Consider the following 14,831-nt stretch of genomic DNA (forward strand, 5'->3'; position numbering starts at 1 on the left):
CAATTTCGGACATGGCCACTGTCGCGCTCGCCGCCACCGACGCGATGCTGCACTTCGAGCTCGCCATGGCCTGCGAGGTCTTCGTCCGCGACCCCTCCGGCCTGGCAGACCCGTGGTACGACCTCGTGGTCTGCGGCCCGGGCCCGGTCCGGATCGGCAGATTCCGCATGGAACCCGACGACGGGTTGGACCGACTCACCCGCGCCGACACCGTGATCATCCCTGGCGTGGCAGACATCGACGCGGACATGCCACCCGACCTGCTCGACGCCGTCCGCGCGGCCCACGAGGCGGGCGCTCGGATGGTCTCGCTGTGCACCGGAGCGTTCGTGCTGGCCGCCGCCGGGGTGCTGGACGGGCTGCGCGCGACCACCCACTGGGCCCACACCGAGGCGCTGGCCGCCCGCTACCCCCGGGTCCAGGTCGACCCGGACGTGCTCTACGTCGACAACGGCAACGTGCTCGCCTCCGCCGGCAAAGCCGCCGCGATCGACCTGTGCCTGCACCTGATCCGCCGCGACCACGGCGCGACGGTCGCCAACGCCGTCGCCCGCCGCCTGGTAGTGCCGCCACACCGCGCCGGAGGCCAGGCCCAGTTCGTCACCACCCCGGTGCCCGCCCGCGACGACCACCCCCTCGCCGACCTTTTTCCCCTGGGCGATGGAACGGCTGAACCGTCCGCTGACCGTGGAGGACCTGGCCCGCCAGGCGAACATGAGCTCGCGCAACCTGGCCCGCCACTTCAAGTCGGCAACAGGCACCACCCCGCTCCAGTGGCTGTCGACGCAGCGGATCCGTCGGGCCCAGGAGCTGCTGGAGAACACCGACAACAGCATCGACGCCATCGCCCAGGCGGCCGGCATGGGAACCGCCACGACGCTACGCCGACACTTCAACCGCACCGTCGGCATACCGCCGGACGCCTACCGTCGCACCTTCCGCAGCGCCGGGCCCGCATCAGAATCGTGATCACCCACTCCGACCGCTCGATCGTCGGGCGGCGGGACTCTGACCGCTCCCATTCGCCCTGGTTGACCCAGCCGACGATGCAACGACAACGCGAAGCCGACCGTACGGGCTGGGACACGGGGGAGCGGTGCCCACCTGCGCATCGATCCACTTCTAGCGGATCGCGGCATCGGTAGCGCTGGGAGGCTGCTCGCCGGGCTCCAGGCGCCCGGTCGTGAGAGCCCACTCGCCGCTGTCCGACCGCCGGACCAGGAGCACCCGTTTCCGTGCGGCCGAGGTGAGCCACCCGGACGGCAGATAGCATGTGTCGGTGCTTCACATGCCTGTGGGCGATCCCCGAAGCTCCCGAGCTGTCTATCCCGGAACGTTCGACCCCTTCACCGACGGTCATCGGGATCTCGTTGATCGGGCGCGGCGCTTGTTCGAACACGTAACGGTGCTGGTCGCGGTCAACGATGAGAAGCGGCCCACCAAGACCGGTGCGGAACGCGCGCTGGAGATCCGTGCCGTTCTCCCGGCGGGCTGGGAGAACGTGACAGTCGCAGCCTGGAGCGGGTTGACCGTGGCCTACTGCCGGCAACACGGAGCCGGAGTGATCATCCGTGGCGTACGGAACGCCGTCGACGCGGAGCGCGAGTATCAGCTGGCGGCCATGAACGAGACACTGGGAATCACGACCCTGTTCATGCCGGCTCGGCCCGAACTGGCGACGATTTCCTCGACCGTGGTCCGCGCCGCTGCGACCCAGCCGCGCCCTTCTCGCTGGAAGCCCATGCACCGGTGACAGGCGAGCCTGACGATGTTCGGTTTGGCCCGCGACGGTACGGCCGGCGAGATGTAACACGCCGCGATCAGCGAGCTGCGCTCTAATCTCCGGCAACGCGTAGGCCAGACGCGCGGCCGGACGGCCACTGGCCGCAGCACACGGAATGAGAAGAACAACGAGGTCACGCGCCGATACAGCCTGGTTCGATAATGCACATTATGTCAAGTAGACCGAATATCGCTCCTCCCCGGCGCCCGCCCTCATATGGCACAGGGGGCAACCTCACGGACGTGTGGCGGGATCCCGGCCGAGGAAGGCGACGAGGCGGTCGCCCGGCGCCGCGCCGGACGGGACCGGCACGGGCGGGTCGAACCGGGACTGGCGGGCCTGCTCGCCGATCAGCGACGCGGACAACGCGAGAAGCTCGGTGGCCAGCCCGGCGGGGATCTCCCGGTCCGCGCCGCAGGCGGTGGCAATGTCCCACCCGTGCGCCGCGAACTCGATCGCGCCGCCGCGCGCGGCACCGCCCGCCCACGCGGCCTGGGCGGGGTGCTGCGCGTCGTCGTGCACCGCCGTACGCACGGCGTCGAGCAGGCGCCGGGTGCGCTCCCGCGCGACGGCCACGGGGTCGGCCTCGCCCGCTCGCGGTGACGCCGGAAGGACCAGCTCTCCCGTGGCGGCGAAGTCGGTGAGGGCGTCGGCGGCGTCGGCGAGATGCAGCACCAACGTCCGCAGGTCCCAGCCGGCGCACGGGGTCGGCCGGTCGAGGTCGGCGTCGCCGACGGCCGACAGGGCTCCGAGCGCGTAGTCGGCGGACCGTTGGAACAGCGCGACACTGTCGGCGAGCGGGGTCGGGGGTGATGCGGTCACGAGGGTCTCCTTCGGCAACGGGTGGCGGGGGTGGCGTGGCCAGGATGTCTCAGGCGTCCGTCGACATCTCCCACGGTGCCGAGGAAAGGGCCTCTCCGGTCTCGAGCAGCGACTTGAGATTCGCGAGGATGGCGGGCCAGCCCTGCGATATCCCGGTGTGCATCTCCTGGTCGGTGAGATTCTCGTGGGTCACGGTGAGGCGGACGAAGTCCTGGTGCGGCTCGACGAGGAACGTGACGACCGACGGGCCCGCGGGCGGCTCGTCGCCCGGCGCCGCGAAGGTGATCACCAGGCGTGCCGGCGCCTCGGCCTCGACGACTCGCCCGACGGCGTCGAGGCCGCCTGACCCGTCGGCGCGCCGGTGCTCCCAGGTGGACCCCGGCTGCCAGTCGGAGACGTTGGCGTGTCCCCAGTAGGAGGCCGTCAGGTCCGCGTCCGTCAGGGCCTGCCACACCTGTTCGGCGCTGGCGCGGATGTACGTGACGTAGACGTAGGTCGGCGGGGCCGTGGCCGTGTTGGTCATGGTGTGCTCCTCTGCCTGGTTCCTGATGGCACTGATTGCTTGCAGGCGGCGCCTCTCGAAGCCCCAGATCCAGCGCTCCTCGATCTCGTGGATCGGCGTCGGGTTCAGGTAGTGCAGCCGCTCGCGTCCGCGCCGTACGACGGTGACGAGATTGGCCCGGACGAGGACGTCGAGGTGCTGGGTCGCCGACTGGCGCGCCATGTCGAGGCGCTCGCAGAGCTCCCGCAACGTCTGCCCGTTGTGTTCCCGCAGGCGGTCGAGCAGAAGCCGTCGGGTGGGGTCGGCCAGTGCCTTGAAGACCTGGTCCATCTCTCCCGCCTCTGCGCTCACCTCGCCGATTATGCAGGTATCCGCCTGCACATAATCCACCCCCTTCCACCGATCGGGCACACGAGCGCGCCGCGCGGAGACCCCGCCCCCCGTCAGCCGGGACCCTGCGGGAGGCCGGCGAGCCGCCGCAGGTGCGCCTCCACCAGCGCGACCCGCGCCGCCACCGGGGCGGGCGGGACGGCGATGAGTTCGTGGCCGTGCTCCCGGTAGACCTGCTCGTGGACACGGGCGAACGCCAGCGACTCGGCGTAGTCGATCCGGCGGGCGGCGGTGCGGGTCACGAAGCCGAGCGGCTCGACGAGGAACACCGGACGCTGGTAGGCCCCCTCCCAGAGCACCCGCTCCACCTCGGCGGCGAGCGTCGGCCCGACGGGGCAGCCCAGGTGCCGGGCGAGCGCCAGGGTGCACAGCGGAGACCTGTCGTGGACCTGCACCGGCCCCCGCGACCCGGCCGCCTCCCGCCGTTCGCGCTGCAACCGCGCCACGGCGTCGACGAAGCCCACCCCGCGCCACGGTTCGTCATCGCCGCGCGCCTGCCCCGCGGCGATGACGTCGGTGGCCGCCTCGGCGACGACGCTCCACCCACGACGTCGTAGCGCGTCGGCGAGCGTCGTCTTTCCCGCCCCGGGCGCGCCGGTGAGCACGTAGCGTTGCACGCTCTCCCCCTTCTTCCCGCCGTTGCCGGCGAACACGAAATTCATGCATAATGGTCCTTATGCATGACGAACAGGACGAATCGGTACTGCGATTGATCGAGGAGTTCCTGACCGCCCGCGCCACCCGCAAGCCCTCCCCCCACACGCTGGAGGCGTACCGGCGGGACCTGCGAACTGTCGCGGCGTTGGCGGCCGAGGAGACCGCCCCTCCCCTCCCCCTCGACGAGTTGCCACTCACCGCCCTCACTCCCCGGGTCATGCGGGCGGCCTTCGCCCGATTCGCCGCTCCCCGGGCGGCCGCCTCGGTACACCGGGCCTGGTCCACCTGGAACAGCTTCTTCTCCTTCCTGGTCGCCGACGGCGTCGTCGCCGGCAACCCGATGCCGGCGGTCGGGCGGCCCCGGGCGCCGCTCCCCCAGCCCAAGCCCCTGCGTGGGGCGGACACCCCGGAGCAACTGCTGGCCTCGGTGGCGCGGCAGGAGGGCCGGCAGCGCGACCCGTGGCCGGAGCGGGACGTGGCGGTGCTGGCGTTGGCGCTGTGCGCGGGGCTGCGGCTGTCGGAACTGCTGGCGTTGCGGGTGGGTTCGCTGGCGGGTCGCCCGGGTGAGCGGCGCGTCGACGTCGCCGGCAAGGGCGGGCGACCACGCGTGGTGCCGGTCGAGCCGGAGCTGGACCGGGTGCTGGTGGACTACCTGGACAGCCGCGCCCGCCGGTTCGGGTCGCGGACGGTGCGGCCGGACGCGCCGCTGCTGGTGGACCGCCGGGGTGAGCCGCTGCGCCGGGGCGGACTGCAGTATCTGGTGGAGTCCTGCTACCGGCGGGCCGGCATCACCGACCGGGTGCCGCGCGGGGCGCGGTTGCACGCGTTGCGGCACACGTTCGCGACGCGGTTGGCGGAGGACGGGGCGAGCGCGGCGGAGATCATGCGGCTGCTGGGGCACGCGTCGCTGGCGTCGTCGCAGACCTACATCGAGGTGACGGCCGGGCAGCAGCGGGAGGCGGTGCGGTCCAACCGTACCAACCGGGCGTTGGCGGCGCTGGCCCCGGCGGAGCGGGGGGCGGGGTCGTGAGGGCGGGTGCGGCGCGCGCGGTCGCGGCGGCATGGGTGCGGGCGTACGCGGCGCGGGAGCCCGGTGTGGAGGGCGCGCTGCTCAGCGGGTCGGTGCTGGGGATGGCGGCTGGCGAGGTGGTGCCGCCGTGGTCGGACGTGGACGTGCTGGTGGTGCGGTCGGAGCCGGCGGAGAAGTTGGGGAAGTTCCGCTGGGGTGGGGTGCTGCTGGAGGTCACGTTCGTGACGTGGGAGGACCTGGGGTCGCCGGAGGACGTGTTGGGCTCGTTCGTGTTCGCGGGGTGTTTCCGGGGCGACGGGGTGCTGCTGGATCCGACGGGGCGGCTGGCGTGGTTGCGGGCGCGGGTGTCGGCGGGGTTCGCCGACGCGGTGTGGGTGCGGCGGCGGTGTGCGGGGGTGCGGGCGCGGATCGAGGCCGGGTTGCGGGGCGTGGGCGACTCGGGGGCGTTGCACGAGCAGGTGACGGGGTGGTTGTTCCCGACGTCGTTGACGGCGGTGTTGCCGCTGGTGGCGGGGTTGGTGGAGCCGACGGTGCGGCGGCGGTACGTGGTGGCGCGGGAGGTGTTGGCGGCGTACGGCCTGGTGGACCGGTATGTGGCGGTGCTGGACCTCTTGGACGGCGGTGGGGTGTCGGCGGACCGCGTGGCGGGGCATCTGGCGGGGTTGGCGCGCACGTTCGACGTGGCGGCGCAGGTGGCGCGGACGCGGTTCTTCTTCAGTGCGGACATCACGCCGGCGGGGCGGGTGGTGGCGGTGGACGGCAGTGCCGCGTTGGTGTCGGCGGGGTGTCACCGGGAGGCGATGTTCTGGATCGTGGCGACGTACGCGCGGTGTCATGCGGTGCTGGCGGTGGACGCGCCGGAGCGGGGGGTGGAGTTGGCGCCGGCGTTCGAGGCGGCGGTGGCGGATCTGGGGGTGTCGTCCGCGGCGGATCGGCGGCGGCGGGCGGACGAGGTGTTGGCGTTCCTGCCGGGGTGGTGGGCGACGGTGGAGCAGATCGTGGGCCGGTGAGCGCCACGGGCGGGTCAGCGGGTGGCGCTGTGGTGTCGGTCGTGCTGGCCGGGGCGGGGTTGGTCGCCGCCCTCGATGGTGGCGAGCAGGCTCAGTGCGGCGGCGGAGCGGGGGTCGGCGGCGACGTGGGCGATGAGGCGTTGCCCGGTGTCGTCGGCGGTGTGGAGGACCTCGAAGTCGACGTCGACGTCGCCGACGACGGGGTGGTGCAGGTGCTTGCGTCCGGTGCTGCAGCCGTGGACAGGATGGCTGGCCCAGAGGGCGGCGAACTCGTCGCTGCGGACGCAGAGGTCGCCGACGAGTTCGTTGAGGGTGGGGTCGTCGACGTGGCGGCCGGCGACTAGGCGCAGGGATGCGACGGCGCGGCAGGCTTCCTCGTGCCAGTCGCGGTGGAGTTCGCGGGTGTGCGGGTCGAGGAAGAGCATGCGGGTGAGGTTGGGTCGGTCGGCGGGTCGGGCGGGTGCGGTGGGGTCGAGGTGGCCGGCGAGCAGGGCGTGCCCGAGCGGGTTCCAGGCGAGTACCTCGGTGCGTCGTCCCATGACGACGGCGGGGACGGTCGGCATGGCGTCGAGCAGGCGGATGGTGGTGCCGCGGGCGTGTTCGGGGCGGGGTGGACGGCGGCGGCGGGCCCGGGTCGGGCGGGCGAGGTCGGTGAGGTGGGCGCGTTCGTCGGCGGTGAGCCGCAGCGCGCGGGCGAGGGCGTCGATGACGGCGTCGGAGGCGTTGGTGCTCTGGCCCTGCTCGAGGCGCATGTAGTAGGTGGGGCTGATGCCGGCGAGTTGGGCGAGTTCTTCGCGTCGTAGTCCGGGGACGCGGCGGAGGCCGTAGGAGGTGATGCCGACGTCCTCGGGGGTGAGTCGGGCTCGGCGGGACCGGAGGAATGCGGGGAGGTCGCCGGAGGGTCGCCCTGTGTTCATGCCTGCATTGTTGCCGGTGGCGTGGTGGCCCGGCCAGGGGCGTGCCTGGCCCTGGGAGTGCTAGGCGGCGTGGTGCTGCGTGGGTCAGGGGTCTGGCTGGCTTCCGGGTGGGCGGCGAGCGTGTCCGGGTGACGGGCGGCATGGGGCCGGCCCGGGGAGAGGGAAGCCTGGTCATGGTGAATGTCGAGGCGGCGTCGGTCGCCGATGCGGTGCGGGTCGAGGAGGGTGGGGCGGGCCGGCAGCGGCTCGCGCTGCTGGTGTTGTTGACGGCGAGTTTCACGTTGGCGGTCGATTTCTCGATCCTGAACGTGGCGTTGCCGGCGATCGGTCGGGACGTGGGCCTGTCGTTGGGGGCGCTGCAGTGGGTGGTGACGGCGTTCGCGTTGTGCGCGGCGGGGTTCACGCTGCTGTTCGGTCGGGTTGCGGACCTGTTCGGTCGGCGGCGGCTGTTCCTGGTGGGGGTGGCGGCGCTCGGGGTGTCGTCGCTGGTCGGTGGGTTGGCGGATGACGCGGGGGTGTTGTTGGCGGCGCGGGTGGTGCAGGGTCTGGCGACGGCGGCGGTGACGCCGGCGGCGCTGTCGCTGTTGACGACGTCGTTTCCGGAGGGGCCGGCGCGTGAGCGGGCGCTCGGGCTCAACGGTGCGGTGATGGCTGCCGGGTTCACCGCGGGTGCCGTCCTCGGCGGTGTGCTGACGGATCTGTGGAGTTGGCGGTGGACGTTCTTCATCAACGTCGTGGTTGCGGTGGCGGTGCTGGCGGTCGCGCCGGCGGTGCTCGCGGAGAGCCGGCCGCAGCGGCGGCCGCGGCTGGACGTGCCGGGTGCGGTGGCGGTGACCGGTGGTCTTCTGGCGCTGGTGTACGGGCTCACCGAGGCTGGGCGGCGGTCGTGGGGTGATCCGCGGGCGTGGGGGTCGCTGCTGGCGGCGGTGGTGTTGCTGGCGGTGTTCTGGATGGTGGAGCGGCGGGCGGCGGAGCCGCTCGTTCCGGTGCGTGTCCTGACCCGCCGCGGTGTGGGTTGGGGGAACGTGGCGGGGATGCTCGCGTTCGCGACGGAGACGTCGCTGGTGTTCCTGCTCACCCTTTACCTGCAGGACGTGCTGGGCTATTCGCCGCTCGCGGCGGGGTTGTCGTTCGCGGTGCTGGGGGTCGGGACCGTGTTGGGGGGAATGGTGGCGCCTCGGTTGCTCGCCCGGATCGGCGGCAAGCGGGCCATCGTCGTGGGGTTCGCGGTGCAGGCCGCGGCGACGTTGCCGTTGGCGTTCCTGGGTGCCGATCGGGTGTGGCTGGTGGTGTTGCTGGCGGCGACGTTCGTCGGTGGGGTGGCGAATCTGGTGGCGATCGTCGGTTTCATGGTCACGGCCACCTCGGGGCTGCCGCCCGAGGAGCAGGGTTTGGCGACCGGGCTGGCGACGATGAGTCAGCAGGTCGGGATCACTCTTGGTGTGCCGGTGATGTCGTCGGTGGTGACGGCGGTCGCCGCCGGTGCGTCGGGTGTGGTGCTGCAGGGGGTCGGGGTCGCGGTGTGGGTGAATGCCCTTGTCTGCGTGGGTGCGGCGGTCCTCGCCGGGTTCGTTCTTCCGTCGGCGCGGGAGGGGGCGTGACCGTCCGGCACGTGTGGGCGTTCGCCGGTCTCGGCGGGGTCATCGAGCTGGTGTTCGCGGCCCGCGTGGAGCGGGACGAGCGTTTCGCTTCCCCGGCGTTCTGATCCGGGAACCGGGCTGCCGGTGCCGGGTGCGGCCCGAGGTGGTCGGGTGGGCCGGGGTTACGGCGGCCGGTCCGCCCGGGGTCCGTCGTGTCCGGCCCGGCGTCGAGGGCGTTCGTCGCCGGGCCGGACGATGTCAGAGGTGGCCGGCGTCGAGGGCGTTCGCCGCCGGGCCGGACGGCGTCAGGCCTGGCCGGTGGCGCGGCGGGCGGCGTCGAGGGCGTTACGGAAGAGCATCGCGACGGTGGTGGGGCCTACTCCCCCGACGCGGGGGGTGATGGCGCCGGCGACGTCGGCGCAGGTCTCGTCGACGTCGGGCAGCAGGCGGCGTCCTTCGTAGCGGACGCCGCCGCCGATGACGGTGGCGCCGGGGCGGACGTGTTCGGGCTGGATGATGCCGGGGACGCCGGCGGCGGCGATGAGGATGTCGGCGCGGCGGGTGTGGGTGGCCCAGTCGGGGACGCCGGTGTGGACGACGGTGACGGCGGCGTTGGCGGTGGGGCGTTTCTGGGTGAGCAGCAGGGCGAGGGGGCGGCCGAGGGTGGCGCCGCGGCCGAGGATGACGACGTCGCGGCCGGCGACGGGGATGTCGTGGAAGGCGAGCAGGGCTTCGATGCCGGCGGGGGTGCAGGGCAGCGGGCCGGGCAGGCCGAGGGCGAGTCGTCCCATGTTGAGCGGGTGCATGCCGTCGACGTCGAGGTCGGGGTCCATGGTCTGCAGGGCCCGGTCGTAGTCGAGGTGGCTGGGGATGGGGTGTTGGATGAGCAGGCCGTGGACGTCGGGTGCGGTGTTGAAGTCGGCGATGGCGCGGTGCAGGTCGGCCTGGGTGGCGGTGGCGGGCAGGTGGATGTGGGGTGAGTCGAAGCCGAGTTCGGCGGCCTGGCGCTGTTTGATGCGGATGTAGCCGGCGCTGGCGTCGTCGTCGCCGACGAGGATGGTGGCGAGGCTGGGGGTGATGCCGGCGGCGCGTAGGGCGGTCACGCCGGCGGCGACGTCGGTGAGGATGCGCTCGGCGACGGGGGCGCCGGGCAGGAGTCGGGCGGTGGGCATGGTGCTCCTCTGTCAGCGGAGGCCCAGGCGGTCGACCTCTGCTCGTGGAGCTCCCCGATGGTTGTTGCCATCCCCTGGCCGCCAGTCGCGTCGGGTTCAGCTTGCCACAGGTGGTCAGCCGAGGTCGACCAGGAGGGGGCGGTGGTCGGAGATGGCGGACAGGGGGGTGTGTACGGCGGTGACGGGCGGGAGCCGGTCGATGCCGTGGCGGTCGGCGAGGATGTGGTCGAGTTGCACGCGGGGTTGCCCGGCGGGGTAGGTGGGGCGGCGGCCCAGGGGGCGCCAGCCGGTGAGGAGTCGGGCGGGGCCGGCGGGGAGGTTCAGGTCGCCGAGGAGGATGCGGGGCGCGGGCAGGGTGCGTAGGGCGCGGACGGTCTGGCGGAGTTGGTGGGCGTTCCAGCCGGGGACGAAGGACAGGTGGGTGGCGGCGACGGTGAGGTGGCCGTGTGGGGTGTCGAGGACGGCGGCGAGGACGACGCGGGGTTCGTCGTGCAGGAGGGTGAGGCCGCCGCCGGGCCCGGGGACGTAGACGGGTGAGCGTACGGGGGCGGGGCGCAGGCGGGTGACCTGCCAGCTGCGGACGCGGTGGCGGGTGACGAGGCCGACGCCGTAGCAGGGTTCGCCGTGTCCGTCGTCGTCGTGGCGCAGGGGGCGGAACTGTTCGCCGGGGGTGCCGACGACGGCGGCGGCGAAGCGGTGTTCGTCGGCACCGAGGGCGCGGGCGGCGATGGCGGTGAGGTCGAGTTTGCCGCTGCGGCTCTGGTCGCGGTCGACTTCCTGAAGGGCGAGGACGTCGGCGTCGAGGGCGGTGACGGCGGCGGTGAGCCGGTCGGGGTCGACGAGGCCGTCGGTGAGGGACCGGCCGTGCAGCAGGTTGAAGGTGGCCAGGCGCACGTTTGCACACTACGTGGCCGTGGGAGGGTTGCCGGGTGTTGAAGGTGCTGTGGTGTTCGGTGGTGCTGTTCGTGGCGGTGGGTGCGGTGGGTGTGTGGTTGCGTCGGCGGCGGGGCCGGTGACGGTGGTGCGTCCGGCGGGGTTGGGGGTGCCGGTCGAGTTTTGGCGGATGCGCCGAGCCGCGCCGTATGCATCGAGAGGCATCGGTGCGCGCCGAGTTGGAGTGTTCTTCTTCGGGGACGCCGCGGCGTAAATGATGTCCTGGGACGGCGTGGTGCCGCGATCATGGAGCGGACACGGACCTGTAACCGATGGGAGTCGCTTCCCGTGCCTGTGCCTGCCGACCCGACGGTCCTCCATCCGATGCCTGAGCAGCCGCGGGTGGTGCTGCTCCGGCCGCTGGTGAGGTCCCCGCTGATCGAGGTCGGGGAGTACTCCTACTACGACGACCCGGATGATGCGACCGCGTTCGAGACGCGCAACGTGCTCTACCACTACGGGCCGGAGAAGCTGATCATCGGCAAGTTCTGCGCGCTGGGCACGGGAGTCCGGTTCATCATGAACGGTGCCAACCACCGGATGGACGGCCCCTCGACCTTCCCCTTCCCTACCGTGGGCGGCTCGTGGTCAGAACACTTCGACCTGCTCACCGGGTTGCCGAGCCGAGGGGACACCGTCGTCGGCAACGATGTCTGGTTCGGTTACGGCGCGACGGTCATGCCCGGCGTACGGATCGGACACGGCGCGATCGTCGGCGCGGGCGCCGTGGTCACCAGCGACGTACCCGATTACGGCATCGTCGGCGGTAACCCGGCCCGCCTCATCCGCACCCGTTACAACGACCAGGACGTCGCCCGGCTGCTGGCGGTGGCCTGGTGGGACTGGCCCGCGGAGCACATCACCGCGCACGTGCGGACGATCATGTCGGGCAGCATCGCCGATCTGGAGGTCGCCGCCCCGGACACTCCGCACGTGTGACGCGCGGCTAGGGTGGCGGACATGTACTTCCATCAGATCTACGGCTGACAGGGTCGGGGCAGCGCCCCGGCTCCCGCTCGCATGTCCAGGTGCGCCCCTACGACCGGTCTTTCCCGGAGACGTCGGCGCGCTGGCTTGCGGTGTCCTCTTCGCCGTAGACCTGAAATGAGTGAGCTTCCGTGTCTTCCGTGTACCGTCGCCGCGCCCACATCGCGATGGTCGGCATCCCCGCCGTCAGCCACGTTCTGCCAAGCCTTGAGGTCATCCGCGAGCTCGTGGCTCGGGGCCACCGCGTGACCTACGCCAACGACCCGGCGGTGGCCGATCTGATCGCGGCCACCGGCGCCGAACTCGTCCCCTGCACGTCCGAACTGCCGGTCGCCGACAACGACTGGCCCGACGACCCCGTTGCCGCGATGGGTCTCTTCCTCGACGACGCCATCCAGGCGCTCCCCCAGTTGCGCGCCGCCTACGATCCCGACCCGGCGGACCTGTACCTGTACGACATCGGCGCCTACGCCGCGCGCGCCCTCGCCGAGTCGCAGGACCGGCCCGTCCTGCAGCTGTCTCCGACGTTCGTGGCGTGGGACGGCTACGAACAGGACGTCGTGGCACACCTGCGGCAACTGCCGGGTGCCGACGCGTACCGGGCGAGGTTCGCCCGGTGGCTCGCCGACTGCGGGGCGTCCACCACCGACGTGGACGCCTTCTCCGGTCGCCCCCCGCGGGTCCTTGCGCTGATCACCCGGGCGATGCAGCCACACGGCGACCGGGTCGACACCGACAGGGTGACCTTCGTCGGGCCCTGCTTCGACGTACGTGCGGGCGCGGACGGCTGGACGCGCCCGGCGGGCGCGGAGCGCGTGCTGTTGATCTCCCTGGGGTCGGCGTACACCCGTCAGCCGGAGTTCTACCGCCAGTGCCTGGCGGCCTACGGCAACCTGCCCGGCTGGCACGTCGTCCTTCAGATCGGCAAGTACACCGACCCGCGGGAACTCGGCGACATCCCGCCCAACGTCGAGGTGCACTCCTGGGTTCCGCAGCGTGCGATCCTGGAGCAGGCGGACGCTTTCGTCACCCATGCTGGCATGGGCGGCTGTGGCGAAGGGCTACTGGCGGGTGTCCCCATGATCGCCGTGCCGCAGGCCGTCGAACAGTTCATGAACGCCGACCGGCTCGTGGAACTGGGCGTGGCCCGCCGCATCGACACCCCCGAAGCCACCGCCGAGACCCTACGGGCGGCCCTGAACGGCCTGGTCACCGACGCGCAGGTCGCCCGCCGTTCGGCACTGCTGCGCGTCGGCGCGCAGGCCGAGGGCGGCACCGCGCGCGCCGCCGACCTCATCGAGGACATGCTGGCCTGAGCCTTGCCCGTCGCAGCCGGGGGTGGTGAAGCGGCATTTCGCTTTCACCACCCCCGTTCTCAGCTGCGGCTTGTCCCGGGAGCGAGGAGGCTGGTGAGCTCGGCGATCGCTTCCGTGGGGTGGCGGCGGAGGTTCTCGGGCTTTGTGCCGTGACTGCTGGTGAGGCTGGCCACAAGGGGTCTCGTGGGGCGGGCGGCGGTGGGAAGAATGGCGGCCCGTGGACCCCCTGTCGCTGACCACCCTGCTCGCTGCGGCCGCCATGGCCGGTTGGGTCGATGCCGTGGTGGGGGGTGGGGGGTTGTTGCTGTTGCCGGCGTTGTTGGTGGCGGCGCCGGGGATGCCGGTGGCGTCGGCGTTGGGGACGAACAAGCTGGCGGCGATCGCGGGTACGACGACGGCGGCGGTGACGTACGCGCGGCGTACGAAGATCGACTGGGCGGTGGCGGGGCCGTCGGCGGGGTTGGCGGTGTGTTGCGCCGGGTTGGGTGCGGCTCTGGCGGGGGCGGTGCCGGCGTCGGCGTACCGGCCGGTGGTGTTGGCGGTGCTGGTGTCGGTGGCGGTGTTCGTGGTGCTGCGGCCCCGGTTGGGGGTGGTGGCGCAGCCGGAGCGGCGGACGCGGTGGCGGGTGGCCACGGTGGTCGCGGTGGCGGGTGTGGGGATCGCCCTGTACGACGGGTTGATCGGGCCGGGTACGGGGACGTTTCTGGTGTTGGCGTTCACCGCGTTGGTGGGTGCGGACTTCGTGCACGGTTCGGCGATGGCGAAGATCGTGAACGCGGGCACGAACCTGGGGGCGTTGGTGGTGTTCGCGGCGACCGGGCATGTGTGGTGGCTGCTGGGTGCGGCGATGGCGGTGTGCAACATCGCCGGAGCCGCGCTCGGGGCGCGGATGGCGCTGCGGCGCGGCTCCGGCTTCGTGCGGATCGTGCTGTTGGTGGTGGTGCTGGCGCTGGTGGGCAAGCTCGGTTACGACCAGTGGGTGGCGTCGACCTGACCGCTCCCCCGGTGCTAGGCCGGCCCCCGGTTTCTGCGGATCCCGGGGGTGCGACGGCCGGCCTCGGCGCCGGTGGGTGGTGTCAGGCGTGCCGGACGACGTCGGTGTAGCCGAGGCGGGGCAGGCGCGGGAACCAGGCGTTCTCGGCGGGCCGGCCGATGTTGACCACGAGCAGGCTCTTCCAGGTGGAGTCGGTGAAGAACTCCCGGTCGACGCCGGTGGCGTCGAATCCGGCCATGGGGCCGGCGGCGAGGCCGGCGGCGCGGACGGCGAGCAGGAAGTAGCCGATCTGCAGGGTGGCGTTGAAGCGGGCCATCTGCTCGCGGGACTCGGGGTTGCCGGCGAGGTCGTCGCGCAGTTGCGGCCGGATCGGGAACACCTGCGGGATGAACTCGTGGAAGTCGGTGTCGGCGGCGAGCACGGCGACCATGGGCGCGGTGCTGGTCTTGGCCTGGTTGCCCTCGCTCATGTGGGTGACCAGGCGCGTGCGGGCCTCGCCCGGGCCGACGAAGAGGATGCGCAGGGGCTGGGCGTTGACGGCGGTGGGCGGGAACTTGGCGAGTTCGAAGATCGCCTGGAGCTGCTCGTCGGTGACGGGTTCGTCGGTGAAGGCGTTGGCGGTCCGGGCGTCGGTGAACAGCTGCGCCTGGGCCTCGGGGTCCAGGGTGATCAGGGGCGAAAAGACGTCGGTCATCGGGTTGTCTCCATGCAAACAGACTGGATGGCTACGACGACAGT

14 protein-coding genes, 1 pseudogene and 1 riboswitch are annotated in these 14,831 nt (G+C 72.2%); of the genes and pseudogenes, 8 read left to right on the plus strand and 7 right to left on the minus strand.

Annotated features, from left to right (window positions below):
- Positions 1–11 precede the first annotated feature (11 nt).
- A pseudogene (locus tag ACZ6Q9_RS00460) lies at positions 12–969 on the plus strand (helix-turn-helix domain-containing protein).
- Positions 970–1,288: 319 nt separating this feature from the next.
- A complete protein-coding gene (gene coaD, locus ACZ6Q9_RS00465) occupies positions 1,289–1,753 on the plus strand; it encodes a pantetheine-phosphate adenylyltransferase (RefSeq protein WP_396827130.1) in 465 nt (154 codons plus the stop codon).
- Positions 1,754–2,017: 264 nt separating this feature from the next.
- Here the strand turns inward: coaD and ACZ6Q9_RS00470 are convergent, their stop codons facing one another.
- The 3 genes from ACZ6Q9_RS00470 to ACZ6Q9_RS00480 form a co-directional block, all read right to left on the minus strand.
- Positions 2,018–2,605 carry a TIGR03086 family metal-binding protein gene (locus ACZ6Q9_RS00470; RefSeq protein ID WP_396827029.1) on the minus strand — a complete coding sequence of 196 codons (588 nt, stop codon included), beginning with the start codon at positions 2,603–2,605 and terminating at the stop codon, positions 2,018–2,020.
- A 49-nt stretch (positions 2,606–2,654) separates the two neighbouring features.
- Complete coding sequence (locus ACZ6Q9_RS00475) at positions 2,655–3,458, minus strand: ArsR/SmtB family transcription factor (RefSeq protein WP_396827027.1); 804 nt, start codon at positions 3,456–3,458, stop codon at positions 2,655–2,657.
- A 92-nt stretch (positions 3,459–3,550) separates the two neighbouring features.
- The gene (locus tag ACZ6Q9_RS00480) at positions 3,551–4,159 is read right to left on the minus strand and encodes an AAA family ATPase (protein ID WP_393261817.1); all 609 of its coding nucleotides are present in this window, start codon (positions 4,157–4,159) and stop codon (positions 3,551–3,553) included.
- Positions 4,160–4,173: 14 nt separating this feature from the next.
- Here ACZ6Q9_RS00480 and ACZ6Q9_RS00485 point away from each other — a divergent pair, with 14 nt between their 5' ends.
- A complete protein-coding gene (locus ACZ6Q9_RS00485) occupies positions 4,174–5,184 on the plus strand; it encodes a tyrosine-type recombinase/integrase (protein ID WP_393450074.1) in 1,011 nt (336 codons plus the stop codon).
- Positions 5,181–6,194 (plus strand): hypothetical protein, encoded by a 1,014-nt coding sequence (locus ACZ6Q9_RS00490; protein WP_396827024.1) that lies wholly within the window; start codon positions 5,181–5,183, stop codon positions 6,192–6,194. The genes ACZ6Q9_RS00485 and ACZ6Q9_RS00490 overlap by 4 nt, the downstream gene beginning before the upstream one ends.
- A 14-nt stretch (positions 6,195–6,208) precedes the next feature.
- Here ACZ6Q9_RS00490 and ACZ6Q9_RS00495 read toward each other — a convergent pair whose 3' ends face one another.
- On the minus strand, positions 6,209–7,111 hold the full coding sequence (locus ACZ6Q9_RS00495; protein WP_396827022.1) for a helix-turn-helix domain-containing protein: 903 nt from the start codon (positions 7,109–7,111) through the stop codon (positions 6,209–6,211).
- A gap of 173 nt (positions 7,112–7,284) precedes the next feature.
- Here ACZ6Q9_RS00495 and ACZ6Q9_RS00500 point away from each other — a divergent pair, with 173 nt between their 5' ends.
- Entirely contained in the window at positions 7,285–8,712 is a 1,428-nt protein-coding gene (locus ACZ6Q9_RS00500; protein WP_396827020.1) for an MFS transporter, read from the plus strand.
- A 284-nt stretch (positions 8,713–8,996) separates the two neighbouring features.
- Here ACZ6Q9_RS00500 and ACZ6Q9_RS00505 read toward each other — a convergent pair whose 3' ends face one another.
- Both ACZ6Q9_RS00505 and ACZ6Q9_RS00510 read right to left on the minus strand, forming a co-directional pair.
- Entirely contained in the window at positions 8,997–9,863 is an 867-nt protein-coding gene (locus ACZ6Q9_RS00505) for a bifunctional 5,10-methylenetetrahydrofolate dehydrogenase/5,10-methenyltetrahydrofolate cyclohydrolase (protein ID WP_393450084.1), read from the minus strand.
- A gap of 14 nt (positions 9,864–9,877) precedes the next feature.
- Positions 9,878–9,962, minus strand: a riboswitch (ZMP/ZTP riboswitch).
- Positions 9,963–9,977: 15 nt separating this feature from the next.
- On the minus strand, positions 9,978–10,757 hold the full coding sequence (locus tag ACZ6Q9_RS00510) for an endonuclease/exonuclease/phosphatase family protein (protein ID WP_393261805.1): 780 nt from the start codon (positions 10,755–10,757) through the stop codon (positions 9,978–9,980).
- 327 nt (positions 10,758–11,084) lie between these two features.
- Between ACZ6Q9_RS00510 and ACZ6Q9_RS00515 the strand changes: the two genes are divergently transcribed.
- The 3 genes from ACZ6Q9_RS00515 to ACZ6Q9_RS00525 all read left to right on the plus strand — a co-directional run bounded on the left by ACZ6Q9_RS00515 (position 11,085) and on the right by ACZ6Q9_RS00525 (position 14,093).
- Positions 11,085–11,735 (plus strand): CatB-related O-acetyltransferase, encoded by a 651-nt coding sequence (locus ACZ6Q9_RS00515; RefSeq protein WP_393261802.1) that lies wholly within the window; start codon positions 11,085–11,087, stop codon positions 11,733–11,735.
- 215 nt (positions 11,736–11,950) lie between these two features.
- On the plus strand, positions 11,951–13,099 hold the full coding sequence (locus tag ACZ6Q9_RS00520; RefSeq protein ID WP_393262595.1) for a macrolide family glycosyltransferase: 1,149 nt from the start codon (positions 11,951–11,953) through the stop codon (positions 13,097–13,099).
- Between the two features lie 217 nt (positions 13,100–13,316).
- The gene (locus ACZ6Q9_RS00525) at positions 13,317–14,093 is read left to right on the plus strand and encodes a sulfite exporter TauE/SafE family protein (protein ID WP_357461918.1); all 777 of its coding nucleotides are present in this window, start codon (positions 13,317–13,319) and stop codon (positions 14,091–14,093) included.
- An 82-nt stretch (positions 14,094–14,175) separates the two neighbouring features.
- On the opposite strand, the gene ACZ6Q9_RS00530 is transcribed toward ACZ6Q9_RS00525, so the two are convergent.
- Complete coding sequence (locus ACZ6Q9_RS00530) at positions 14,176–14,787, minus strand: malonic semialdehyde reductase (RefSeq protein ID WP_393450087.1); 612 nt, start codon at positions 14,785–14,787, stop codon at positions 14,176–14,178.
- Positions 14,788–14,831 lie beyond the last annotated feature (44 nt).

The organism is Micromonospora sp. NPDC049139 (assembly GCF_055586845.1).